Below are 23,130 nucleotides of genomic sequence, written 5' to 3'. Positions count from 1 at the left end.
GTTACGGGGAGTTGCCAAGGACGGTCCGCGCTGCCCGCGGCGGGTTCAGGCCGCGTCGTCCATCCCCAGTTCGCGGCGCAGCATGCGGAAGGCGTGCCGCCGCAGGTCACGCTTGATCGACTCCCGGTGATCGCGGTCGTCGTGGAAGTAGTGGTCACCCAACTCGCGAACGGAGTCGATGTGCTTCATCATCTCGGCGTCCAGCACCGGGTCGATGACGTGCTTGAATCCGTCCTCGTCGTCCTGTGAGGCAGATCGCCGGACCTTTTCGTCGGCCATCACCGCCCGCAGCGGCACGATGAAGTCCTCCTCGGTGAAGTCGGTACCGAACCGCTCGTTGAACCGGTCGATCACCTCGGCCAGCGGCGACTTCTCGGGCTCCGCGGCACCACCGGCACCACTACCGAAGCCCCTCAGTTCGACCGCGCCCTCGGGAGTCAGGCTCACATTGACCTCCCCGACCCTCTCCAGACGCACGGCCTCGAGCCGGGTTTCCCCGATGTCCACCCCGCCCCCCTCGCGCGGGGGCAGCCTGCGCAGCAGGTGCTGCCCGAAGAGATGCAGGCGCTCCAGATCGATGTCGATGTACGGCACGATCTGCGCGAGGAAGCTGTACTTGCGCACATAGTCGGCGAGGTCGGCCCGGAACTGCTCGGCGCTTTCGTGCTCGGCACGCACTTCGCTGTCCCTGAGCGCGATGAACCTGTCGCGGGCGGGGTCGGTGTGCCGGTAGAGCTCCGCGTGCAGCTTCTCCCAGCGGGTGTCGTCACCGGCCGCCACGTCCTGAGCCCTGAGGTAGTCGGCCACGAACGCCTGCATTTCGCCGACGAGCAGGATCGGCGGATCCATGACTTGATGCTGCGCGTCGTAGACCAGGTTAGGGTCGGTGGGCATGGTCTGGGCTTCTTCGAAGAATGGCCGGAACTCGCTCTGGATGACGTGCGGGTCGTTCGCGAAGTCTAGGACGCACAGATCCTGCTGGTCCTTGAACGGGTGTGTGCGGTTGAGGCGGGAGAGCGTCTGTACGGCGGCGACGCCCTTCAGCTTCTTGTCGACGTACATCGTGGTCAGCAACGGCTGATCGAACCCCGTCTGGTACTTGTCCGCGACCACCAGGATCCGGTACTCGCGCTGCCGCCCGGCTGATGTGCCCTTCTTGTCGTCGGCCGTGGTGTACGCGAACCTCTTGCGCAGCTCGCCCTCCGAGAAGCCGTTGAGTTTCGCCTCGGTGACCTCCTCCTCTCCCTCCTTGAGAGAACCGGAGAAGGCGACCAGTACCCCGGGGTCCGGATAGCCGTTGTCGTCGAAGTACTTGACGATCTGCCGGTACAGCTGGAGCGCGCCGTACCGCGAACGGCACACCACCATGGCCTTGGCCCGCCCTCCCAGCCGCCTGCGGGTGTGGACCATGAAATGTTCCGCGATCACCCTGGCCCGCTGCACGGCGGTCGTGGTGTGGCTGTGCGCGGTCAGGGCGAGCAGCGCGTTGGCCTTCTTCTTGTCGACCTCGCGGTCCGCCTCATGCGGGTCCTCGTTGACCATCTGCCAGTACGTCTCATACCTCACGTACTGGCACAGCGGATCAAGGATGAACTTCTCCTCGATCGCCTGCCGCATGGAATAGGTGTGGAAGGGCTCGTAGAGGCCGGTGAGCGGGCTTTTGGTGCCGAAGAGCTTCAGCGTCTTGTGCTTGGGTGTGGCGGTGAACGCGAAGTAGGAGAGATTCGCACTCTGTCCGCGAGCGCGGGCGGACGCGGCGAGACGTTCGTCGGTGGTGGGCTCCAACGCTTCCGCGTCGGCCTCCGTGGCTCCGGTCTCTTCGTCGTCGGCGTCGAGGCCGAGATCGCGCAGCGCCTTCTTGACGTCGGTGGCGGCTTCGCCCGACTGGGACGAGTGCGCTTCGTCGACGATGATCGCGAAGCGACTGCCTCGTATCTCGACCGGCGACTTGCGAAGGTAGGCGAGCAGTGCGGGGAAGGTCTGGAGGGTGACGATGAGGATCTTCGCCGTCTCCTGGGCAAGCGCATCCGCCAGCTGCGACGACTTCGAGCCGCCCTTGCCTCCGATTCCGAGGACCAGGCCATTGGTCTGCTGGAAGTCACCTATGGTTTCCTGCAGCTGATCGTCCAGGACCGTGCGGTCCGTGATCACCAGCACCTTGTCGAAGACCGACTCGTGGCTTGCGTCATGCAAGTCGGAGAGCCGGTGGGCGAGCCAGGCGATGGTGTTCGACTTGCCGGACCCGGCGGAGTGCATGACTAGGTAGTTGTGCCCCGCTCCGTTCCGCGCGGCGTGTGCGGTCAACTCTCTGACGGCATGCCACTGATGGAAGCGCGGAAAGATCAGCTTCTTGACGATGCTGCCGTCATCCTTCTTCTCCGTGCTCTGGTGAACGTACCGCTCCAGCAGGTCCAGCCAGGTGTCCGGGTGCCAGATCTGTTCCCAGAGGTATGAGGTCCGATACGTGCCGGCGCGAGCCGCGTCAGGTATCGCCGGGTTTCCGGCACCGCCGCGGTTTCCGGGACCGTCGGAACCGGTGTTGAAAGGCAGAAAGACGGTGTCCCTGCCCTTCAACTGGGTAGTGAGGAGCACGGCGTCCGGATCGACCGCGAAGTGCGCGAGGGCGCGCTTGGCGAAGAGCGGCTCCCGGTGGTCCCGGGTGGTCCGGTACTGGTGCATGGCCTCGGCGGTACCGGTGCCGGTAAGCGGATTCTTCAACTCGGCCGTGGCTACGGGGATGCCGTTGACAAAGAGGGTGAGGTCGGGCTTGTTGCCCTCGTCCTTGCTGGTCGCGCCGTCCGGCGCACGGCGGGTGGCGTAGACGAGATCGCGGACGACGGTGAGCCGGTTCTTGCTGTACGAGCTGAGGGCGCCGGGGTCGATCGTCTGTGACGGTTTGAAGTAGGCGAGGTCGAAGTGGATGCCATGCGCCTTGACCCCCTGGCGGAGGGTCTGGAGGGTGCCCCGCTTGTCGATCCACTTGGCGAGGTGCTCGGCGAATGCGCGCTGGGCGGTGTCGGGGTCGTTGTCGTAATAGCCGGCATAGTTCAGCCAGGCCTTGTTCTGGGTGGCACCGATGAACGCGAAAACCTGTGCGGTGTCGAGGGCGAGGTCGCGGCGGTAGTCGGAGTTGAGGCCCATCTCCCAGCCGTGGGCAAGGAGCCGGTTCATGATCGCGATGCGGAACGCCTCTTCGTGGTGGACCTTGTACTGGGGTCCTTTCGAGCCTTTGTTGCTGAACGGATTGCTGTGAGTCATGGAACTCGCACCCCCCGTGCGGTTGTCACGTCGATTTGGCCGGTTACTGCGGCAGTGATCAGGGCGCGGCGGCGCTCGGAGAGGAGTTTGAGCTGGCCCTCAATGGACCTACGCAGGGTGGCTGTACGAGCTCGGGACTCGGCCACTTGCGACACCAGAGCTTTCTGGGCCTCTCCGTCCGCAAGCGGGACGGGCCATTCCTTGATTTCCTCGAAGCGGAGATTCGCCATGGACTGAGAAGCGCCATTAGCAACTGCCGCACAGAGACCACGCACACGGCTGCCACTGGCGATTGCCGAAACATAGTGCGGATCGAGGCGCGCATCCAGCCTGACCCGAAAAATCTTGTCGGACAGCAGGAGGCCTTTACGGACGGCGGGGACGACAGCAGTCGACCCCACCAACGCGGGGGTGTTGGCCCGGGTGACCAACAGGTCCCCCTGACGCACCTCGTCGCGCGGGTCGAATTCCAGCTCCGTAGGCAGTCGCTTATTCTCTCCTGGATAGAACTCCCCGGGGCGAAGACAGCTAACCTTGAGCACTCCCCACTCGCCCTCAGCAGCAGGCACCGAATCACACTGCGGACTTGAGCCCTGGTTCACGCCAGCTACGAAGCGACGCAGCGGAGCGGTTCCGAAGCGGGAAATGTTCGCATCGATAGCCAGATCCAGCACGGCGGCTGCACGCTCAAACAGCAACTTGAGGAGCGCCTCAAGGTTTCCTTTCATGCGGTCGATGCGGCTAACCTCGACATCAAGGAAACGTGAGATCCTCCGCTGCTCCTCAGCAGGCGGTAGCGGCACTGACGCATCGCCGAGCCGATCGCGATTCAGCTCGATCTGGTTCGTTGCCCCTACTACTAGCGCCGCATAGATGTATTCCTGAAAGGGAATCGATGACAGCCAGTAGTAGAGGAACCGAGGGTCCACGTCGGATGGGATCGCCCGTGCCACGGTCACATGGGTGTCCGCCATACAGGGAATCTCATCCGGTCCCCCTTGGAAGAAGCCGATTCGTCCCAGGGTTCCGGTACCGGTTGAGTTGATGAGGATATCATCCGGCAATAGGTAGCCCTTAAGCCTGAGGGGATCCCCAATCGCATCGTGGAACCGAGTCCGCTCCCAGTCCAGTCCCCCAGGCTGATTAGCCGCCTGGCTGATGGCGCGCACAGGGCCGTCGTCAACGTAGTCCGGAGCGGACCCCCGGTTCAGCAGGGACGTGACGCGCTTCAGGCGGGAAGCGGTCCAGCCCTCCGGCAGCGCAGTTCCAAGTACCTCGGTCACTTCGTCACCTCCCCGAGCAACCGCTGAATCTCGGTCTCCAGCGATGTCAGCTCCGCGTCGATCGTCTCCAACGGCCTCGGAGGCTCATAGACATAGAACTTCCGCGTGAACGGAATCTCGTAACCGATCTTCGTCTTCGTGTGGTCCACCCACGCGTCCGGGACGTGCGGCAGCACCTCGCGCTTCATGTACGCGTCGATGTCTTCCTCCAGCGGCACGTTCTCGTTGTCGCGGAGGTCAGGGTCCGGTTCCGCGTGCAGGTCGCCCTTCTTGAGGTACTGCTCCTCGCCCTCGGGATCGCGCACCCCCACCACATCCCGTAGCGCCTTCTGGAAGGGCTTGCCCGTCGGCATCATCAGACCCGCCGGCACCAGCGCCTGACGGATCGCGTCCCACGCCTCTACCTTGGTCGCCCATCGCTCACCCACCAGCGACTTCAGCGCATCCGCGAACGCCCCCGCATCAACCGCCTTGTCGATCGCAGCCGAAGCGCGGAGCGCGGTCAGCGTCTCCTCCGTGACTTCGAAGCGCAGCTTCAACGGCCTCTCCACGGTGATGCGTTGGTAGCCGAACTCCTTCGCTTCAAAGATCTTCGCGTTCTCCGGCAGCGACTGCTCCTCGTCGGCCGCGGCAGCCACCGCCTCCATGTACATGTCGGTCACCGCTGTGATCTGAGCATCGGAGATGACCTTGCGCTTGTCGCCCAGCGACTTCCGCATCTTCGTCCACTGGCCTCGCGCATCCAGCAAGATGACCTTGTCCTTGAGGCTCCGTTGCTTCCTGTTCGACAGGATCCAGAAGTAGGTGGAGATCCCGGTGTTGTAAAAGAGCTGGTCCGGCAGCGCAACGATGGCCTCCAACAGGTCCTCTTTCTCGAGGATCCATCGCCGGATTTCGGACTCGCCGGAGCCCGCCCCGCCGCTGAACAACGGCGACCCGTTGAAGACGATCGCGATACGGCTTCCGCCCTCGAAGCCGCCCTTCCCGTCAGGATGCGCCGGCTTCATCTTCGAAATCATGTGCTGGAGGAAGAGGAAGGAACCGTCGCTGATCCTCGGCAGTCCAGCGTGGAAGCGATCCCCATTTCTAGCGAACCGCTCCACCTCTTGCTTGACCTTCTTCCACTCCACCCCGAAGGGCGGGTTTGCGACCAAGTAGTCGAACTTCTGCTCCTTGTGGCCGTCCTGGGTGAAGGAGTTCCCGTACTTGATGTTGTCCGGCTCCTGCTCCTTGATCAGCAGGTCGGACTGGCAGATGGCATGCGACTCGGGGTTCAGTTCCTGCCCGTACAACCCGACGGTCGTATGCGGGGCCTTGCGCTTGATGTGGTCCTCGGTCTCGCTGAGGATGCCGCCCGTCCCGCAGGCCGGGTCGAGGACCGTCCGCGTCTTGCCCGCACCCAGCGTCCCCTCGTCCGGGGCCAGCAGCAGGTTCACCATCAATCGGACCACCTCGCGGGGCGTGAAGTGCTCACCGGCGGGGTTGTCTTCGGAGAACTTCCGGATGAGCTCCTCGAAGATGTAGCCCATCTGGTGGTTGTCGATGCCGTCCTTGTCGTCCGGTCCCTGCGGCAGCCGCAGATCGATCTTGGCGAATTCGCCGACGACCTGATACAGCAGCCCCTTCTCCTGAAGATCGGAGATGTGCTGCTCGAAGTTGTACCGGTCGAGGATCTCCCGGGCGTTCTCCGAGAAGGCGCTGTAGTACGACTTCAGCAGCGACTTCGCCTGTGAATGGTCCCGGCCAATGCGCTTAAAGGTGAGCTCACTGGTGTTGTAGAACCCGTGCCCGGCGACCTCACGGAGCTTCATCTCCCGGTATGCCAGCGGTCGCCCCCGCTCCTCCATCTCCGCAACTTCCGCGAGCACTTCGGCCTTCGTCGGCTCCAGCACACTGTCCAGTCGCCGCAGCACGGTGAACGGAAGAATGATCTTCCCGTAGTCATGCGCCCGGAAGTCGCCGCGCAACAAGTCGGCGACCTTCCAGATGAAGTTGATCATCTCCGAGTGCCTGCTGTGGTCCTGCTCCACCATTGTCCTTCCGGGCCGCCGGGACGGCGAATGCTTCAGTGCGGTGCGTACGCGGTCAGTGTGTCGCTTATGCGGGAAGGCCCGCATGGGTTCAGGCCGGTGGCGGTGGCCGCAAAGCACCTGCTGTGAGCGCAGCCCGCAACTTCCCGGCCGTCTCCTCACCCTGGAGCGCAGCCCGGCGCAGAGCCGTTGTAAAGGTGTGCAGCCGCCGGAACGCCGACCCGTATGTCTGCTGCTCCTCAAGCGGCAGCAAGGGAACTTGGAGCCTGCGCGGATCCACCCGAACGATCGACGCCCCCTGGCTCGCCCGCTGCACATTGGCCGGGTCTGCGAGGAAACCGGCCAGGAACCACGGGTCGAGCCGCGCCTCGTCCGGGCGCAGCAGGTGCAGGTTCTTGCCGAGCAGCGCCCCCACGTCGGTGTCGTCCGCAACCCGCGCGGCAGTCCTGTCCGCGGACAGCAGGGTCCCGGGGATGATCACGTCTCCGGCCCTGATCCGCACCGCGTCCTCGTCCCCTGCCGGACCGCGCCCGGACGGGGAGCGCCCCTCATTCACATCCGAAGCCGTGAGGACCGGATCGTCGCCACTCAAATCCCCGTTGGCGCCCGTCGCCTTGGGCCTGAGCAGAGTCAGCGCCCCCGTACGAATCAGATCGGCGATCGGGGCCGTCGTCCATGGCCCGCCCGTCCGGGAGACTCCCCAATCGTCGCTCGGGGCGAGTACCGATGCCTGCGACAGCACGGACCCGAGGCTGTCTCGACGGCCGCTCAGGGTACGACGGAGGTCGGCTACCGGCGGCAGGGCGCGCTCCCCCGCCAGTCGTGGCGCGGGCGTGAGGTCGACTGTGTCGTCGAGCAGATCCGTGATCAGAACGGCACGGTAGACGCCTGGCATGGCAGGGCACTTCTCAGGCGCTGTAAGCAGCTCTCGGTAGGTGACGGAGGGGCGCCCTCCACGGCTGTTCATGTCCGGCAACGACTTGCAGTTCATGAACAACACATGGCTGGCCTCTGCACTGTTGCCCCCGCCCGGCCTCCGCAGCACCCACAGATGCAGCCCGATGTGCGCCGGCGGAGCGGCCCCGGCAGGCAGCGCCAGCACAGCGCGCAGCGCGCCGTGCCGTACGAGCGCCGCTCGGATCCGCCGCCCCGAACTCCGAGAGGCGACGGACGGCGGCAGCAGCATGACCACCACACCACCCGGCCGCACCCGCGACAGGCAGTGCTGCACCCAGGCGAGCTCGGACTCGGACCGGGACGGCAGGCCGTACTCCCAGCGGGAGTCGTACGCCAACTCGTCCGCGCCCCAGTCACGTTCGTTGTACGGGGGATTGCACAGGACCGCGTCGAACTCCCCACCCGTATGCCGGGATCGGGCGAGAGCGTCCTCGGCTTCGACAGAGCCGTGCCCTTTCCCGCCCAGCCGGAGGGAGAGCCGGGACGCGGCCAGCTGGGCCAAATGCAGCTCCCGGTCCTGGCCATCAAGCTGCGTGGCCCCCTGGATCCGGGCCGCTTCCAGCAGGTCCCCCGTCCCGCATGCCGGGTCGAGTACGGCGCTCAGCGCGTCGTCCGGCGAGGCGGCCTTGGCCAGTGTCGCCATGAAGTGGGCCACCGCCGCTGGGGTCCCCGGCCCGCGCCTTCGCGACTCGCTCGCGTAGCGGTCAAGCAGGTCCGACAAGACCTCGTCCGGCGTCTGCCGTGTCGCGGCAGCCGCAAGCTCACGCATCAGCGACGCGGAACGCAGTAGGGCGAGCGGCTCAGGCATGTCCTGAAGTGCTCTGCCGATCTCGTCGAGCATGCCGTCACCGAGACCCTCGTCGTCCAGGTCCGGCCCTTCGGCGTAGTGAACGTAATGCGTCTCCCGTGAGGCGTGACCTTCACGTTCCAGGAAGGCGAGGAAGAGCGCGGCCCGGGCCATCGCTTCAGTCAGCCCCGACCCCTCGGCCTCTCGCAGCAGCTCACGCCACAACTGCTGCTGCTCGGTGAACTGCGGGAGGCGGCCATGCTCGGCCAGCCACCCCTCCACATCCTCCAGCGTGAACGTGGGGCGCGATTCCGTACCGCCCGTGGGAGCGGGGAAATCGGAGTGGCGGCGCCGCCAGTTGGTCACGGTCGCGCGGCCGACGTCCGCGATACGGGCAATGTCGGAGGTACTCACCGTGGTAGGTGCGGCCATCAGCAGCCCCCTTCGTCTTCATCGAACACGCACGAACAGTACAGCACGACAGAATGTCGTTTGACAATGCTTTCAGGCGATGCTGTCATCGTTGCTATCGACGAGTGCTGCCGGTGATGGCAATGGAGGGGACGTCATGCAGAGCAACGTAGAAGTGATCACGCCCGAGCTGGCCCGCGACTGGCTGCTTCTCAACACCAAGAACCGCCCGCTGAGCAAAGCGTTCGTCCAGCAGCTCACCCAGCAGATCGAGCGCGGCGAGTGGCAGCTCACCCACCAGGGCATCGCCTTCGACGACCACGGGGCACTGATCGACGGCCAGCACCGATTGGAGGCGGTCGCGAAGGCGGGCATCCCCGTGCAGTGCGTGGTGACACGTGGGGTGGCGCAGTCCGCGTTCACAGTGATGGACACTGGCCGCAAGCGGAGCGGCCGCGACGCCTTGGCCCTGGCGGGCGAGGAGCACAGCACCCACCTGGCCGCCGCTCTGCGCGGTCTGCACCTCTATCTGACAGCCCCGGACTCCGCGTGGAGCGGGCAGAGCGCCGCCGCCAGTAACGATCTACTGCTCACCGTCCTCGACCAGCACCCCGGTATGCGGGACGCTGTCCGGGCGGCGATCCCGATGAACAAGGCGTTCCGCATCACCGTGACAGCCGCTGCGGTCGGCTGGTACGCGACCACCGACGCCCGTCCCGAGCTCGATCAGCTCCCCTGGCACGAGGCCCTGGTCACCGGTGCGGGGCTGCGCATCGGTGACCCGCGGCTGACTCTGCGCAATACGCTGCTGAACCTGGCGGCCGGCAAGACCCACCGCAGGCGCGACGACTCGCGAGAGCACCTGCTCTATTACCTCAAGTCCTGGAACGCCTGGGTCGAGGGCCGCGACATGAAGCTGCTCCGTCGTTCACCAGGCGAGACGATGCCGCGCATTTCGCGGCACACGGCCCGGCCCCGGTTCGCAGAAGGGGCCTGAAACTTCCTCATCCCGGAAGAGTTCGGCATCAGGGGCAAGGGAAGTTCGGCCGCGCGGATCAGCTCACGCATCGTCGGGCGGGACTTCGGCTTCCGATTCACGTTGAGGCCGTGCACTCTGCTTATCGACGTCACCGATGCTCGCGCAGAGCGCCGCGCGCTCCTCGCTAGCGCATCGCCCACCGGATGCCGAATCGAGAGGAGGTCGAGGCAGAGCTGGTTCGCCGACACGCGTCACTGTGTCGGGCGTTGCCGGAAGCTGCCCTTACTGGAGCGACTCGAACTGTTCCTCCTCAGGCAAGGACTCCGTCAGGAGCCGCTGCCAGAGCTGCTCTGCAAGGTCAACAAGCGTTCCATCCTCGCCCAGCACACCCCACTGTTTTGGCCCCTGGACCGCGCTCCACGCTTCGCGCCACTCGGCCTGCTGCCAGATATGCGTGACCAGGCCGCTTGGCGAGTAACGGTTCCCGTCAGCCTCCCAGAGCAAGGGCTTGCGCCGGTCGTTGACCCAAGTCGCGTAGGCCCGGCGCGGGTCAGCGTTCAGCCAGTCCCCGATAGCCTGCTCCTCCGTCGCGCTGGGGTGGTACATCAGCCTGGTACCGGCTGGAATACGGTCATGGTCGATCAGCAGGGTCACGGTATTGGGGCGCCTGGGCGGCTTCGAGTCGTCCCGCTGCTGGTACGCAGCGAGGTCTCCGGCATCCGTACCGTCCGAGAGCGCCTGAAGGACAGCGGCGACCAGTTTTCGGGAGCGTTCCTCGCTGGCGAAGGTGCTGGTGATGTAACTTCCGCCGCCAAAAAGGTGGTTCACAAGCGGGATAAGCTGGGCAAGCGTTGCGCCGACCCGCGCCGGTACGTCCTCCAGAGAGGACTCCCAACCTGAGTCTGGTTCGTCGATTCCCTCTGATCCGACCTGCTGGGCAACCATGTGCGCCACCAGCAGAGCACCACTGTCAGCGATCGAACCCGCCCGTCCGGTGAGCGTGGAGCGGACCTCGTGCAAGGACTCCCGCACCCGCCGCATAAGTAGGACGCTACGCCAGATCTGATAAGCGCTGGGCCTGCGCCCGAACAGCCGGGTGTAGATGCCTCCAGGACCGTCCTCCCAGAGCGCGTCGGCTGAGCCCTTCACCCGTACCGCCAGGGCCGGGTCCGGGTGAGCGCAGGCAAGGGCGGTGGCGGCCTCGCGGACTGAGCATCCGAACGCCGGCGACGGCTCAATCTCACCGCGCTTGAATACGTAGTCCTTGTCAAGAGAGAGTCGGAAGTCCTCACGGATCAGGCTCTGTACTGGCTTGATCGCGATGAAGTCCGACCGCTCCATGTGGTTCTGCGTGTTGGTCGCCTCGGTGATCTCGCCCGCGAACCCCTCCGGGGCACCGGAAACTGAGATGATCCGGACGGTGACGTACGCCTCGCCCACCGCTTCTTCGTTCTGCTGGAACGCCCGGTGGGCAGAACTGACCGTCTGCGCACCGTTGACGACGCTTGCGTTTTCGAGGACCAGCTTCACGGGCTCACTGGGTTTCTGCTTCGCGAAGAAATGCGGCTCGATCTTGTCGCACTGAACCGTGATGCCGTTATGGCGGTACCAGAAGCCCTGCGGATCCCGAATCAGACTCTCGACGAGCGTCTGGTTGACTCCGGTCAGGCCCAGCGATCTGCGGACGTTGCGGTCGTACAACCGCTCCCCGTTGTCGGCGTACCACTGAGCGAGTTCGTCGGCCGCCACCAGCCCCGAATATGCCTGAAATGGGGTTTCCCGGGAATGCCAGCCCTGCGTCATGGTGGCGGTGAGGGTGATCGGCTCTGGGGTGAGGTCCTCGCGGACGGCACGGTGGAAGTCCGTCTGGTTCAACACCCGGTGCTCGATGGAGCGCGTGTAGCCGCCGAACTCCTCAGCCGCTTCGACGAGTATGGCCTCGGTCTCCGTAGACAGGTGCCCTTCGCCCATGACAGCGATGACGAGGACCACCTTGCAGGTAGGCACGTCAAGCACTGACCGCACACGGTCAGCGAGACGGCGGAACCGTTCGTTGAACTGATCGAAGTCCCGGTTGTCGAGCTTTTTCAGGCCGTGCACCAGCTTGTGTGCGGCACTCGTGTCAAAGCCGGCCTTGCCTTTGTCGCTCCATTTGGCCTGGATCAGCCACAGTTCAGGAGCGGAGGCGGAGAAGGCGACGGCGTCGATACCGAAGTCGTCCCGGCCGTCGATCACCGACTCGGCAGCTTCCTCGGACGTACAGTCCGTGAGCATGCGAGCCGCCCTGGCGGACAACGCACGCGAGTTGAAGGCATTCTCACGTTCCAACGGCTGACGTTTCTCGTAGTCAGCGAGCGAGATCAGCGGATCGAACTCGCGCTTCAACGCATCGCGAACATGCCGGACTTCCAGCGGCGTTGCCTGCCCGCTCTTGCTCATCCCTGCCCCCAGCCACGACCACGCGTTTGAACTTCTCATATGCTACGAGAAGCCTGGGCCAGCGGGACTGAACGGATGAGTCCGCGTCACAGCTCGTGCTGACGGCGAGGCGCACCAACCGCCCATAGCCGGCGCTCCCGGCAGGCGCCCCGCGACTGGCAGTGACGCAGACCCCAGAAGGGCGGCTTGGGCCCTTCGTGCACCATCAAAGATGGCAGGCATGACCGATGAGGCCGGAACGAGGTCATCCCGGCCTCATCAGTCACTTGTACTTTCGGACTGAACTCCACCACATCAGCGACGTGGTGGAGTTCAGTTGTTGAAGCGGAACTCCACCACATCCCCGTCCTGCATCACATAGTCCTTGCCCTCCATCCGGGCCTTCCCCTTGGCCCGGGACTCCGCCACCGACCCCGTCTCCACCAGGTCGGCGAAGGAGATGACCTCCGCCTTGATGAAGCCCTTCTGGAAGTCGGTGTGGATCACGCCCGCTGCCTCGGGGGCCGTCGCGCCCTTCTTGATGGTCCAGGCGCGGGATTCCTTGGGGCCGGCCGTGAGGTAGGTCTGGAGGCCGAGGGTGTCGAAGCCGACGCGGGCGAGGGTGGCGAGGCCGGGCTCCTCGGCGCCGACCGACTCCAGGAGTTCCATCGCGTCCTCCTCGTCCAGTTCGGCGAGGTCCTGCTCCAGCTTGGCGTTGAGGAAGATCGCCTCGGCGGGGGCGACCAGCGCGCGCTGTTCGGTCTTGAAGTCCTCGTCGACCAGTTCGTCCTCGTCGACGTTGAAGACGTAGAGGAAGGGCTTCGTCGTCAACAGGTGCAGGTCGTGGAGGAGTTCCTCCTTGCCCGAGCCCTGGACGATGCCCTGGGAGAAGAGGGTGTCGCCCCGCTCCAGGATCTCCTTCGCCGCCTCCACGGCCGCGACCTTCGGCACGATGTCCTTCTTGATGCGCGAGTCCTTCTGGAGGCGCGGCAGGACCTTCTCGATGGTCTGCAGGTCGGCGAGGATCAGCTCGGTGTTGATCGTCTCGATGTCGTCCTTGGGCGAGACCTTGCCGTCGACATGGACGACGTTCTCGTCCTTGAAGGCGCGAATGACCTGGCAGATCGCGTCGGACTCACGGATGTTCGCGAGGAACTTGTTGCCCAGACCCTCGCCCTCGGAGGCGCCCTTCACGATGCCCGCGATGTCGACGAAGTCGACGGTCGCCGGGAGGACCTTCTGGGAGGAGAAGATCTCGGCCAGTTTCGTCAGGCGCGGGTCGGGGACACCGACCACGCCGACGTTGGGCTCGATCGTGGCGAACGGGTAGTTGGCCGCCAGCACGTCGTTCTTGGTCAGGGCGTTGAACAGGGTCGACTTGCCGACATTCGGCAGACCGACGATTCCGATCGTGAGCGACACGTTGCGACTTCCCGTGGTGAGAGGACGTGAGAGGCCGGAGAGGACTGGAGGGATGCGAGTACTCCGGAGTCCGGGGGCCGATCCACCAGTCTACGGCGTGCGCCGCGCCGTCCCGGCTCCGCGTCGAACACGTGGCCAAGCTCTGCCCATCGGCGTGTCTGAGGGCCGATTCGGCACATAAACCGACCTAAGTTGGTCCAGTGGAGCAACACAGGACACGACCCCCACAGCCCGGCGCGAAACGAGGGGCCCCGCCCCTGCCCCCGCAGGCGGGCAGGGGTCCGAACGGCGGCCCGGCCCGTGCCCCCCGGCCGGGACCGCAGGCACGCGGCACCGCGCAGCGCCGTCCGGCGCCGGTACGGCACCCGGGTCCCGCGGCGGCCCAGAGCGCACGGCAATTGCCCAACCCCAGGCTCACCGGGCTCGGCGGCGGTCTGTTCTGCGCGGCCGTGATGTTCGTGCTCGGGTGCCTCGACCAGTTCCTGTTCGGGGCGTCGCTGACCGTGTACGGCGTCCTGTTCCTGCCGGTGTGCGCACTGACCGCGGTCTGGATCCGACGGGGGGACCTGCTGACCGCGCCGGTCGTCGTGCCGATCGCCTTCGCCGTCGGACTGTTCCCGGTGGCCGACGACGGCGGCGGCGGTCTCGGCAACCGCCTGATGGGCCTGTTCACCAGCCTCGCCACCCAGGCCGGCTGGCTCTACGGCGGCACGCTCATCGCGGGGGTCATCGCGACGGTCCGCAAGATCAGCCTGCTGAACCGGGGCCGACAGCCGTGACTGCGAGGATCACAACAGCGCGGTGGTCGGCCGACACCGCCACCCCGCACACCCCCTAGTCGTCCCCCGCCGCGTGCATGGCCGCCCCCACGATCCCCGCGTTGTTCTGCAACTGGGCCGGGACGATCTCCGCCTTGATGCCCTCGATGAAGTGCAGGAATTTGTCGGCCTTGCGGCTGACTCCGCCGCCGATGATGAACAGTTCGGGCGAGAACAGCATCTCGACGTGGGCGAGGTACTTCTGGACGCGGTGGGCCCAGTGCTCCCAGGTCAGCTCGCCGTCCTCCTTGGCCTTGCTGGAGGCCTTCTTCTCGGCGTCGTGGCCGTTCAGTTCGAGGTGGCCCAGTTCCGTGTTCGGGACGAGGACGCCGTTCGCGAACAGGGCGCTGCCGATACCCGTGCCGAAGGTCAGCAGGATCACCGTGCCCTTGCGGTCGCGGCCGGCGCCGAAGTGCATCTCGGCGACGCCGGCCGCGTCCGCGTCGTTGACGACGGTCGCCGGGAGGCCGCCCAGTCTGTCGCTGAACAGCGCGCCCGCGTCCGTGTCGATCCAGCTCTTGTCGACGTTCGCCGCCGTACGGATCGTGGCACCGCCGGTGACCACGCCCGGGAACGTGAGGCCGACCGGTCCCGTCCAGCCGAAGTGCTCGACGACTTCCCTCACGCCGTCGGCCACCCCGTCCGGTGTCGCCGGGTGCGGGGTGAGCACTTTGTGCCGCTCTTGGGTCAAATCGCCCTTGTCCAGGTCCACAGGGGCGCCCTTGATCCCGGATCCACCGATGTCCACGCCGAAGATCTGCATGGATCCACGCTACGACGAACGACTGACAGTCACTGCCCGGAGGGGGTCGAACCGTCCGTGCCGGTGCGCTCGGCGACCAGTGCCGCCGCCTCTTCGCGCAGGTCGCGGCGGAGTTCCTTGGGCAGCGAGAACGTGATGGACTCCTCGGCCGCCTTGACCAGCTCGACGTCCTCGTAGCTCCGCGCGGCCAGCCACTCCAGGACCTGCTCGACCAGGACCTCCGGGACGGAGGCGCCCGAGGTCACGCCGACCGTGGTCACGCCCTCCAGCCAGGCCTCGTCGATCTCGTCGGCGAAGTCGACCAGGCGGGCGTCGCGGGCGCCGGCCAGCTTGGCGACCTCGACGAGCCGTACGGAGTTGGAGGAGTTCTTCGAGCCGACCACGATCACCAGGTCGGCCTCCTCGCCCATCTGCTTCACGGCGAGCTGGCGGTTCTGCGTGGCGTAGCAGATGTCGTCGCTGGGCGGGGAGATGAGCTGCGGGAACTTCTCCTTCAGGGCGTCGACCGTCTCCATGGTCTCGTCCACGGAGAGGGTCGTCTGCGAGAGCCAGACCACCCTGGAGGGGTCCCGTACCTCGACCTTGGAGACGTCGGACGGGCCGTCGACCAGGGTGATGTGGTCGGGGGCTTCCCCGGAGGTGCCGATGACCTCCTCGTGGCCCTCGTGCCCGATGAGGAGGATGTCGAAGTCCTCGTCGGCGAAGCGCACGGCTTCCTTGTGGACCTTGGTCACCAGGGGGCAGGTCGCGTCGATGGTGGCGAGCCGGCCCTGCCTGGCCTCGTCGTGGACGACGGGGGCGACGCCGTGCGCGGAGAACATCACGATGTTCCCCTCGGGGACCTCCTCGGTCCGCTCGACGAAGATGGCGCCCTTCTTCTCCAGGGTCTGGACGACGTACTTGTTGTGCACGATCTCGTGCCGGACGTAGATCGGAGCCCCGTACTGCTCCAGGGCTTTCTCGACGGCGATCACGGCGCGGTCCACGCCCGCGCAGTAGCCCCGGGGGGCGGCGAGCAGGACACGGCGGCCAGGCGAAGCAGTCATGCGTCCCATCGTAAGGCCGCGCTCGGCGGGTCAAAGATCGCGTCCTTGGGGAGACTGGCCGTGGAGCGGGAGGGGTGGGGCCGGCCAGGACGTAGGCGCCGTAGGCGACGTAGCGACGTACGGGAGACGTGAGATGGCGGACACGGACACGGATACGACGGCCACGACCGGTGAGGGTCCTCAGCTACGGCGCAGTCTCGGTTTCCGGGATCTCGTCGTCTACGGGCTGCTGTTCATCGCCCCGATGGCGCCGGTCGGCGTGTTCGGCACCCTGGACGCCAAGTCGCACGGCGCGGTCGCGCTCGTCTATGTCGTGGCGACCGTCGCGATGGCGTTCACCGCTTTCAGCTACGCGCAGATGGTGCGGGTCGTCCCTCAGGCGGGGTCGGTGTTCGCCTACGCGCGCGTGGGGCTCGGCAGGGAGGCCGGGTTCATCGCCGGGTGGATGGCGATGCTGGACTACGTCTTGATCCCCGCGGTCGCCTATCTCTTCTCCGGGATCGCCATGAACGCGCTGGTCCCGGGCGTCTCCCGGTGGGTGTGGACCGCGCTGGCGGTCGTCGTCACGACCGGGCTCAACCTCTGGGGAGTGCGGGCCGCCGCGCGCGTGGGCTTCCTGGTCCTCGCGATGGAGATCGTGGTCCTCGTCGTGTTCGTGGTGTCGGCGGTCGTCGTCCTGGCGCGCGACGGCGCGGAACGGGGCTGGCTGTCGCCGTTGTCCGGGGACGGCACGCAGGGCGCCTTCGCGCTGTCGGCGGTGATCGGCGCGGTCTCGGTCGCCGTGCTCTCCTACCTGGGCTTCGACGCGGTCGCCACCTTCGCGGAGGAGGTCACCGGCGGCTCCGAGAAGGTGGCCAGGGCGTTGCTGTTCTGCCTCGCCCTGGCCGGTGTCCTGTTCGTCGCCCAGACGTACCTGGTCGCCCTCCTGGAGCCGACGACGTCCGCACAGCTCGCCGCGGACGCCGGGAAGCAGGGAACGGCGTTCTACGACGCGGTCGACGCCTCGGTCGGCGACTGGCTGCACAACCTGGTGGCCGTCAGCAAGGCGATCGGCGCGGCCTTCGCGGCGCTGGCCGGGCAGGCCGCGGCGGGGCGGCTGGTGTTCGCGATGGCCCGCGACCGACGGCTGCCGCGCGCCCTCTCGAAGACCGACGACGGACTGCCCCGGGTCGCGCTGCTCTCGGCGGCCGTCGTCACGCTGATCGCCGCGGTCTGGGCGGCGCGCCGCGACGACGGCCTCGATCACCTGGTCTCGGTCGTCGACATCGGCGCCCTCACCGCCTTCACGCTGCTGCACGCGAGCGTGGTGGGCTGGTTCGCGGTACGCCGCCGGGGCGGGCCGGTGGTGTGGTGGCGGCACGTACTGGTGCCGGTGCTGGGCGCGGCGATCACCCTCGCGGTGATCGTGGAGGCGTCCGGCACGGCACAGGTGGTGGGCGCGATCTGGTTGGCGGTGGGGGTACTGGTCCTCGCTCTGCAGTCCCGCGGGGACGAGGCCCGCGCGGACGCCGGTTGAGGAATTCGACCGGCACCCCACGACCGACGACCACCACCCCCGACACCTCACCCCCGTTGTCAGAGGCGCCCACTACCCTCGGGCGCATGGCTCTCAATACCGCTCCGGACGCGCCGCTCCCCGTCGGTGAGGTCTCCCGGCTGATCGGGGGGTGGATCGACCGGCTCGGGGCGGTGTGGGTCGAGGGGCAGATCACCCAGTTGTCGCGGCGCCCGGGGGCCGGTGTCGTGTTTCTGACGTTGCGTGACCCGTCGTACGACATCTCGGTGAGCGTGACCTGCTTCCGGCAGGTGTTCGACGAGATCGCCGATGTGGTCAGCGAGGGCGCGCGGGTGGTCGTGCTCGCGAAGCCGGAGTGGTACGCCCCGCGTGGGCAGTTGTCGTTGCGGGCCACGGAGATAAGGCCGGTGGGGGTCGGTGAACTCCTCGCGCGGCTGGAGCAGTTGAAGAAGTCACTGGCCGCCGAGGGGCTGTTCGCGGCCGACCGGAAGAAGCCGTTGCCCTTTCTGCCGCAGTTGGTCGGGCTGGTCTGCGGGCGCGCCTCGGCCGCCGAGCGGGACGTGCTGGAGAACGCGCGGCATCGCTGGCCCGCCGTCCGCTTCGAGGTGCGCAACGTGCCCGTGCAGGGTGTGCACGCCGTGCCGCAGGTCGTGCAGGCGGTGAAGGAGCTGGACGCGCTCGACGGCGTGGACGTGATCATCGTGGCGCGGGGCGGGGGCAGCGTGGAGGACCTGCTGCCGTTCTCCGACGAGCAGCTCGTACGGGCGGTGTCGGCCTGTCGTACGCCCGTGGTGTCCGCGATCGGGCACGAGCCCGACACCCCGCTCCTGGACTACGTGGCCGACCTGCGCGCCTCCACCCCCACCGACGCCGCGAAGAAGGTCGTACCGGACGTCGGCGAGGAGTACGAGCGCGTACGGCAGTTGCGGGACCGGGCGCGGCGGTGCGTGGTGGCGTTCGTCGACCGGGAGGAGCGCGGGCTGGCGCAGGCGCTGGCGCGGCCGTCGATAGAGGATCCGCACCGGATGATCGACGAGCGCGCGGATCATGTCGCCGCCCTCCTCGACCGCGGCCGGCGCACCCTCGGCCATCTCCTGGACCGCGCCGACTCGGAGCTGACCCACACGCACGCGCGCGTGGTGGCCCTCTCCCCCGCGGCGACCCTGAAGCGGGGGTACGCGGTGTTGCAGAAGGCCGACGGGCATGCCGTCCGGGACCCGGAGGAGGTGACGGCGGACGAGGTGCTGCGGGCCCGGGTCGCCGAGGGTGAGTTCACGGTTCGAGTCGCTGCGGCGGATGCATAGGGTGGGCGGATGACCAGCAAGGTGACGGAAGAGTCGCTCGGGTACGAGCAGGCGCGCGACGAGCTGATCGAGGTCGTACGGCGGCTGGAGGCGGGCGGTACGACGCTGGAGGAGTCGCTCGCGCTCTGGGAGCGGGGCGAGGAGCTGGCCAAGGTGTGCCGGCGCTGGCTGGACGGGGCCCGGGCGCGGCTGGACGCGGCGCTGGCGGAGGAAGAGGCCGTGGAAGAGAGCGGCGAGTAACCACCACACACGGCGACAGCGGCGGCCTCCGCTGTGAAGCGGATCACTACACCCCGCTTTTCGTTGAACCTTGAACTTCCATCCCGTACGGTCGGTCTCGTCAGCCTATCCGGACCGCGGTCCGGATAACCGGTTCCGGCCCGAGGAAGTTCTCGTATGTCTCTCGTCCTTGACCCCACCGCCCAGGACCTGCTGTTCCGTGAGGCCCGCACCGCGAACACCTTCACCGACGAGCCGGTGTCGGACGAGCAGGTGCAGGCGATCTACGACCTGGTCAAGTACGGCCCGACCTCCATGAACCAGTCGCCGCTGCGCGTCACCCTGGTCCGCTCCCCCGAGGCCCGCGAGCGCCTCGTGCGGCACATGTCCGAGGGCAACCAGAAGAAGACCGCCACCGCCCCGCTGGTCGCGATCCTCTCCGCGGACAACGAGTTCCACGAGGAACTGCCCAACCTGTTCCCGCACTTCCCGCAGGCCAAGGACGCCGTCTTCGCCGAGCGCTCGGTCCGCGAGGGCAACGCCGCGCTGAACGCCGCCCTCCAGGCCGCCTACTTCATCATCGGCATCCGCGCCGCCGGCCTCGCCGCCGGCCCGATGACCGGTCTCGACTTCGCGGGCCTCCAGAAGGAGTTCCTGGACGGCGACCACACCCCGCTGATGGTCGTCAACATCGGCAAGCCGGGCCCGGACGCCTGGTTCCCGCGCTCCCCGCGCCTCGCCTACGACGAGGTCGTCACCACCGTCTGAGACGGCTGCCGGACGACGCATGACGGATGACACGAGTAAGGCCCCCGGCACTCCCGCCGGGGGCCTTACTCGTGCGCGCGAAAACCACGCGGTCTCACTTGGTCCGCAGCGCCTGCGCCATCTCGGTCAACTGGGCGAACGAGCCCGTGCCCGCCACGACCGTCGTCGAGCCCTTGTCCGCGAGCACGAGGGCGTCGTAGCGACCGCCGGTGTAGCGGGTCCAGGTATGGCCGTCGATGGTCTGGGTGGTCTTCGTGGCGTCGGCGCCCTGGCTGGCGGTGTCAACGAAGTCGGACGGCTTCTGAGTCGACTGCTCTATCTGGACGTACTGTCCGTCGGGGGCACTGAACCCGAGGTGCCAGGCGTCGAACGCGGCGCCGTCGTAGCGCACCGAGGTCGCCTTCCAGCTCTTGGACAGGCCCTCGGGCGCCGCGACCGGGTACGGCGCCGCGCGGCGCGCCGTCAGCAGTTCCACGCGGTAGTCGACCCGCTTGACGTCCGGAGCGTGGTCGTCGTGCGGGATGAAGATGTAGACGATCGCCGCCGCGATCCCGATCAGGCCCAGGGAGAGAATCATGTCCCGGACCGTCTTCTGCTTGCCGTTCGAACCTGCCACGTCCCTATCGTCGCAGGTACCCCGGTCCGCTCATCCGTGGGCCCCCCTGCTCATTTTGTCTGCCTGGCGATAGAGTCGGGGCACACCCTCATCCGGCCGTCGTCGTATCAGAAAGGTGCGCTCCGATGACCGAGCATCATCATCTGCCGTCCGAACTCGAAGTCCCCTCCGAGGCCCCCGACCGCAACCTCGCCCTGGAACTCGTCCGGGTGACCGAAGCCGCCGCGATGGCCGCGGGCCGCTGGGTCGGGCGCGGTGACAAGAACGGCGCCGACGGCGCCGCCGTGCGTGCCATGCGGACCCTCGTCTCCACCGTCTCGATGAACGGCGTCGTCGTCATCGGTGAGGGCGAGAAGGACGAGGCGCCGATGCTCTTCAACGGCGAGCGCGTCGGTGACGGGACCGGGCCCGAGTGCGACATCGCCGTCGACCCGATCGACGGCACCACGCTCAACGCCAAGGGCATGCCGAACGCGATCGCCGTGCTGGCCGCCGCGGACCGGGGTTCGATGTTCGACCCGTCCGCCGTCTTCTACATGGACAAGCTGGTCACCGGGCCCGAGGCCGCCGAGTTCGTCGACATCGAGGCCCCGGTCTCGGTGAACGTCCGCCGGGTCGCCAAGGCCAAGCGGGTCACGCCCGAGGACGTCACCGTCGTCGTCCTGGACCGGCCGCGCCACGACGGCCTCATCAAGGAGATCCGAGAGACCGGTGCGCGGATCAAGCTGATCTCCGACGGCGATGTCGCGGGCTCGATCCTGGCGCTGCGCGAAGGCACCGGCGTCGACCTGCTCCTCGGCATCGGCGGCACCCCCGAGGGCATCATCTCGGCCTGTGCCGTGAAGTGCCTCGGGGGCGTCATCCAGGGCAAGCTGTGGCCGAAGGACGACGCCGAGCGGCAGCGGGCGCTGGACGCCGGGCACGACCTGGACCGCGTGCTGACCAACGACGACCTGGTCTCCGGGGACAACGTGTTCTTCGTCGCGACCGGGATCACGGACGGCGAGCTGCTGCGGGGCGTGCGCTACCGCTCGGAGACCGCCACCACCGACTCGATCGTGATGCGGTCGAAGTCCGGCACGGTCCGGCGGATCGACTCCGAGCACCGGCTCAGCAAGCTGCGGGCCTACAGCGCGATCGACTTCGACCGGGCCAAGTAGCCACGACCACACGGTCGTACGCGAAGAGGCGCCCCCGGTGCGGTGGGGGCGCCTCTTCTACGTCGGTCAGCCGGCCGCGGCTATGCGGCCCGCCGCGCGGGCCTTCTGGAGCTCCAGGTCGCGGCGGCGGCGCCTGGCCAGGACCACCCGGCGCTCGGCGGCGGTGAGGCCGCCCCAGACGCCGTAGGGCTCCGGTTGCAGGAGTGCGTGCTCCCGGCACTCGACCATGACCGGACAGCGGGCGCAGACGCGCTTGGCAGCGTCCTCGCGGGAGAGTCGGGCGGCGGTGGGTTCCTTGGAGGGGGCGAAGAACAGGCCGGCCTCGTCGCGCCGGCACACCGCTTCGGTGTGCCAGGGAGCGTCTTGGTCCCTGTCTCGCGCAGGCACCCGCTGAGCCGGAACAGCGGCTACCTGCAGGGACGAATGCGGCGGTTGCAGCACGGTCTACTCCTGACGACGGCTTCGCGAGCGAGAGACGATGCAGCAAGCCCTACCCGCTGTGCGCGCGCCTATGCACTGAGTTCCGAACCGCTGGTTTTCGGGCGCTTCTGCGCGATGTCAGGGGCCGACCGGCGTGGACCGATCAGCTCCACATGTGTCCCGATTCACAACCGTCAACGATCCAGGTGCTTGCGCAAACCCTTGTCGACCTTGCGCTGAACCCGATCGAGAATGTCCGCAACGAGCTTGCCCCGCTTGGGTTTTGCCTCGATGTTTCCGAGTACGGCCCACCCGTCGACGTAGACCACGGGCGCGTCCGGTTCCAGTGAATCCAGCGTGTCCACCTCGAAGTTGCCGAGGACACCGCCGCCTGTGCCGCGCAGCGACACATTCTCCGGGACGCGGATCTCGACGTTGCCGAAGACCGAGATGGCCTTGATGACGACCTGCTGGTACTCGAAGATCGCCTCGCTGAGGTCGATCTCGACACTGCCGAACACGGCGTACGCGTGCATACGGCGGCCTGCGCGCCAGCGGCCCTTGCGCATGGCGGAGCTGAACACCGCCACCACGTGTCCGTCGGCCTCGGCCGGGATCGCGCCCTCCGTCGGGCGGTTCGGGGCGGGGCTGTACGACGCGGTCGTCGCCCGGTGTCCATGGGCGGCCGGCAGATCCTGGATGAAGACCTCCAGCTCGCCCACCGTCTTGGCGCTCAGCACCCCCTCGACCCGCTCGGCGTGCTCGTCGGCGGTCAGCCGCCCCTCGGCGAGGGCGTCCCGCAGGATGTCGGCGATGCGGTCACGGTCGGCGTCCGAGGCGCGCAGCGCGGTGGCCGCGGGGGCGGGCTGCGGGGCCGCGGGCTGCTTCTGCGCGGGCTGCTTCTGAAGGTCCACGGCAGCAGCGTACCGAAACGCGATAGATCGCGACTAGGGGT

18 protein-coding genes are annotated in these 23,130 nt (G+C 67.2%); 7 read left to right on the top strand and 11 right to left on the bottom strand.

Features of this window, described 5'->3' with window-relative positions:
* Positions 1 to 45: 45 nt before the first annotated feature.
* From ABZT04_RS06850 to ABZT04_RS06835, 4 genes are all read right to left on the bottom strand, one after another.
* Positions 46 to 3,258 (bottom strand): DEAD/DEAH box helicase family protein, encoded by a 3,213-nt coding sequence (locus ABZT04_RS06850; protein WP_356053737.1) that lies wholly within the window; start codon positions 3,256 to 3,258, stop codon positions 46 to 48.
* Positions 3,255 to 4,541 (bottom strand): restriction endonuclease subunit S, encoded by a 1,287-nt coding sequence (locus ABZT04_RS06845; protein ID WP_356053735.1) that lies wholly within the window; start codon positions 4,539 to 4,541, stop codon positions 3,255 to 3,257. Before ABZT04_RS06845 ends, ABZT04_RS06850 begins: the two co-directional genes overlap by 4 nt.
* Positions 4,538 to 6,574, bottom strand: a complete 2,037-nt coding sequence (locus tag ABZT04_RS06840) for a class I SAM-dependent DNA methyltransferase (RefSeq protein WP_356053862.1) — start codon at positions 6,572 to 6,574, stop codon at positions 4,538 to 4,540. The genes ABZT04_RS06845 and ABZT04_RS06840 overlap by 4 nt, the downstream gene beginning before the upstream one ends.
* Before the next feature lie 88 nt (positions 6,575 to 6,662).
* Positions 6,663 to 8,747, bottom strand: coding sequence for an N-6 DNA methylase (locus ABZT04_RS06835; RefSeq protein WP_356053733.1), 2,085 nt, complete (start codon positions 8,745 to 8,747; stop codon positions 6,663 to 6,665).
* A 136-nt stretch (positions 8,748 to 8,883) separates the two neighbouring features.
* Between ABZT04_RS06835 and ABZT04_RS06830 the strand changes: the two genes are divergently transcribed.
* Positions 8,884 to 9,723, top strand: a complete 840-nt coding sequence (locus tag ABZT04_RS06830) for a hypothetical protein (protein ID WP_356053731.1) — start codon at positions 8,884 to 8,886, stop codon at positions 9,721 to 9,723.
* A gap of 264 nt (positions 9,724 to 9,987) precedes the next feature.
* On the opposite strand, the gene ABZT04_RS06825 is transcribed toward ABZT04_RS06830, so the two are convergent.
* Both ABZT04_RS06825 and ychF read right to left on the bottom strand, forming a co-directional pair.
* Positions 9,988 to 12,144, bottom strand: a complete 2,157-nt coding sequence (locus tag ABZT04_RS06825) for an AIPR family protein (RefSeq protein ID WP_356053729.1) — start codon at positions 12,142 to 12,144, stop codon at positions 9,988 to 9,990.
* A gap of 312 nt (positions 12,145 to 12,456) precedes the next feature.
* Complete coding sequence (gene ychF / locus ABZT04_RS06820; RefSeq protein ID WP_356053727.1) at positions 12,457 to 13,545, bottom strand: redox-regulated ATPase YchF; 1,089 nt, start codon at positions 13,543 to 13,545, stop codon at positions 12,457 to 12,459.
* A gap of 200 nt (positions 13,546 to 13,745) precedes the next feature.
* On the opposite strand from ychF, the gene ABZT04_RS06815 reads away from it, so the two are divergent.
* Positions 13,746 to 14,324, top strand: a complete 579-nt coding sequence (locus ABZT04_RS06815) for a DUF6542 domain-containing protein (RefSeq protein ID WP_356053725.1) — start codon at positions 13,746 to 13,748, stop codon at positions 14,322 to 14,324.
* A gap of 55 nt (positions 14,325 to 14,379) precedes the next feature.
* On the opposite strand, the gene ppgK is transcribed toward ABZT04_RS06815, so the two are convergent.
* Both ppgK and ABZT04_RS06805 read right to left on the bottom strand, forming a co-directional pair.
* The gene (ppgK, locus tag ABZT04_RS06810) at positions 14,380 to 15,126 is read right to left on the bottom strand and encodes a polyphosphate--glucose phosphotransferase (protein WP_356053723.1); all 747 of its coding nucleotides are present in this window, start codon (positions 15,124 to 15,126) and stop codon (positions 14,380 to 14,382) included.
* Positions 15,127 to 15,155: 29 nt separating this feature from the next.
* Positions 15,156 to 16,181, bottom strand: coding sequence for a 4-hydroxy-3-methylbut-2-enyl diphosphate reductase (locus tag ABZT04_RS06805; RefSeq protein ID WP_356053721.1), 1,026 nt, complete (start codon positions 16,179 to 16,181; stop codon positions 15,156 to 15,158).
* A gap of 124 nt (positions 16,182 to 16,305) precedes the next feature.
* Here ABZT04_RS06805 and ABZT04_RS06800 point away from each other — a divergent pair, with 124 nt between their 5' ends.
* The 4 genes from ABZT04_RS06800 (at position 16,306) to ABZT04_RS06785 (ending at position 19,979) form a co-directional block, all read left to right on the top strand.
* Positions 16,306 to 17,688, top strand: coding sequence for an APC family permease (locus tag ABZT04_RS06800; RefSeq protein ID WP_356053719.1), 1,383 nt, complete (start codon positions 16,306 to 16,308; stop codon positions 17,686 to 17,688).
* 86 nt (positions 17,689 to 17,774) lie between these two features.
* Entirely contained in the window at positions 17,775 to 18,992 is a 1,218-nt protein-coding gene (xseA, locus tag ABZT04_RS06795; RefSeq protein ID WP_356053717.1) for an exodeoxyribonuclease VII large subunit, read from the top strand.
* Between the two features lie 9 nt (positions 18,993 to 19,001).
* Positions 19,002 to 19,232, top strand: coding sequence for an exodeoxyribonuclease VII small subunit (locus ABZT04_RS06790; protein ID WP_356053715.1), 231 nt, complete (start codon positions 19,002 to 19,004; stop codon positions 19,230 to 19,232).
* A 156-nt stretch (positions 19,233 to 19,388) separates the two neighbouring features.
* On the top strand, positions 19,389 to 19,979 hold the full coding sequence (locus ABZT04_RS06785) for a malonic semialdehyde reductase (protein ID WP_356053713.1): 591 nt from the start codon (positions 19,389 to 19,391) through the stop codon (positions 19,977 to 19,979).
* A gap of 94 nt (positions 19,980 to 20,073) precedes the next feature.
* Here the strand turns inward: ABZT04_RS06785 and ABZT04_RS06780 are convergent, their stop codons facing one another.
* Entirely contained in the window at positions 20,074 to 20,595 is a 522-nt protein-coding gene (locus tag ABZT04_RS06780) for a DUF4245 domain-containing protein (RefSeq protein ID WP_356053711.1), read from the bottom strand.
* Between the two features lie 125 nt (positions 20,596 to 20,720).
* On the opposite strand from ABZT04_RS06780, the gene glpX reads away from it, so the two are divergent.
* The gene (glpX, locus tag ABZT04_RS06775; RefSeq protein ID WP_356053709.1) at positions 20,721 to 21,755 is read left to right on the top strand and encodes a class II fructose-bisphosphatase; all 1,035 of its coding nucleotides are present in this window, start codon (positions 20,721 to 20,723) and stop codon (positions 21,753 to 21,755) included.
* Positions 21,756 to 21,821: 66 nt separating this feature from the next.
* Here glpX and ABZT04_RS06770 read toward each other — a convergent pair whose 3' ends face one another.
* On the bottom strand, positions 21,822 to 22,196 hold the full coding sequence (locus tag ABZT04_RS06770; protein WP_026150672.1) for a WhiB family transcriptional regulator: 375 nt from the start codon (positions 22,194 to 22,196) through the stop codon (positions 21,822 to 21,824).
* 173 nt (positions 22,197 to 22,369) lie between these two features.
* Positions 22,370 to 23,089, bottom strand: a complete 720-nt coding sequence (locus tag ABZT04_RS06765; protein ID WP_356053707.1) for a DUF1707 domain-containing protein — start codon at positions 23,087 to 23,089, stop codon at positions 22,370 to 22,372.
* Positions 23,090 to 23,130: the final 41 nt, after the last annotated feature.

This window comes from Streptomyces sp. NPDC005492 (genome assembly GCF_040605995.1).
Taxonomy (GTDB): domain Bacteria; phylum Actinomycetota; class Actinomycetes; order Streptomycetales; family Streptomycetaceae; genus Streptomyces.
Note: the sequence above shows the minus strand (reverse complement) of the source record. Positions and strands in the feature narration are given on the sequence as shown.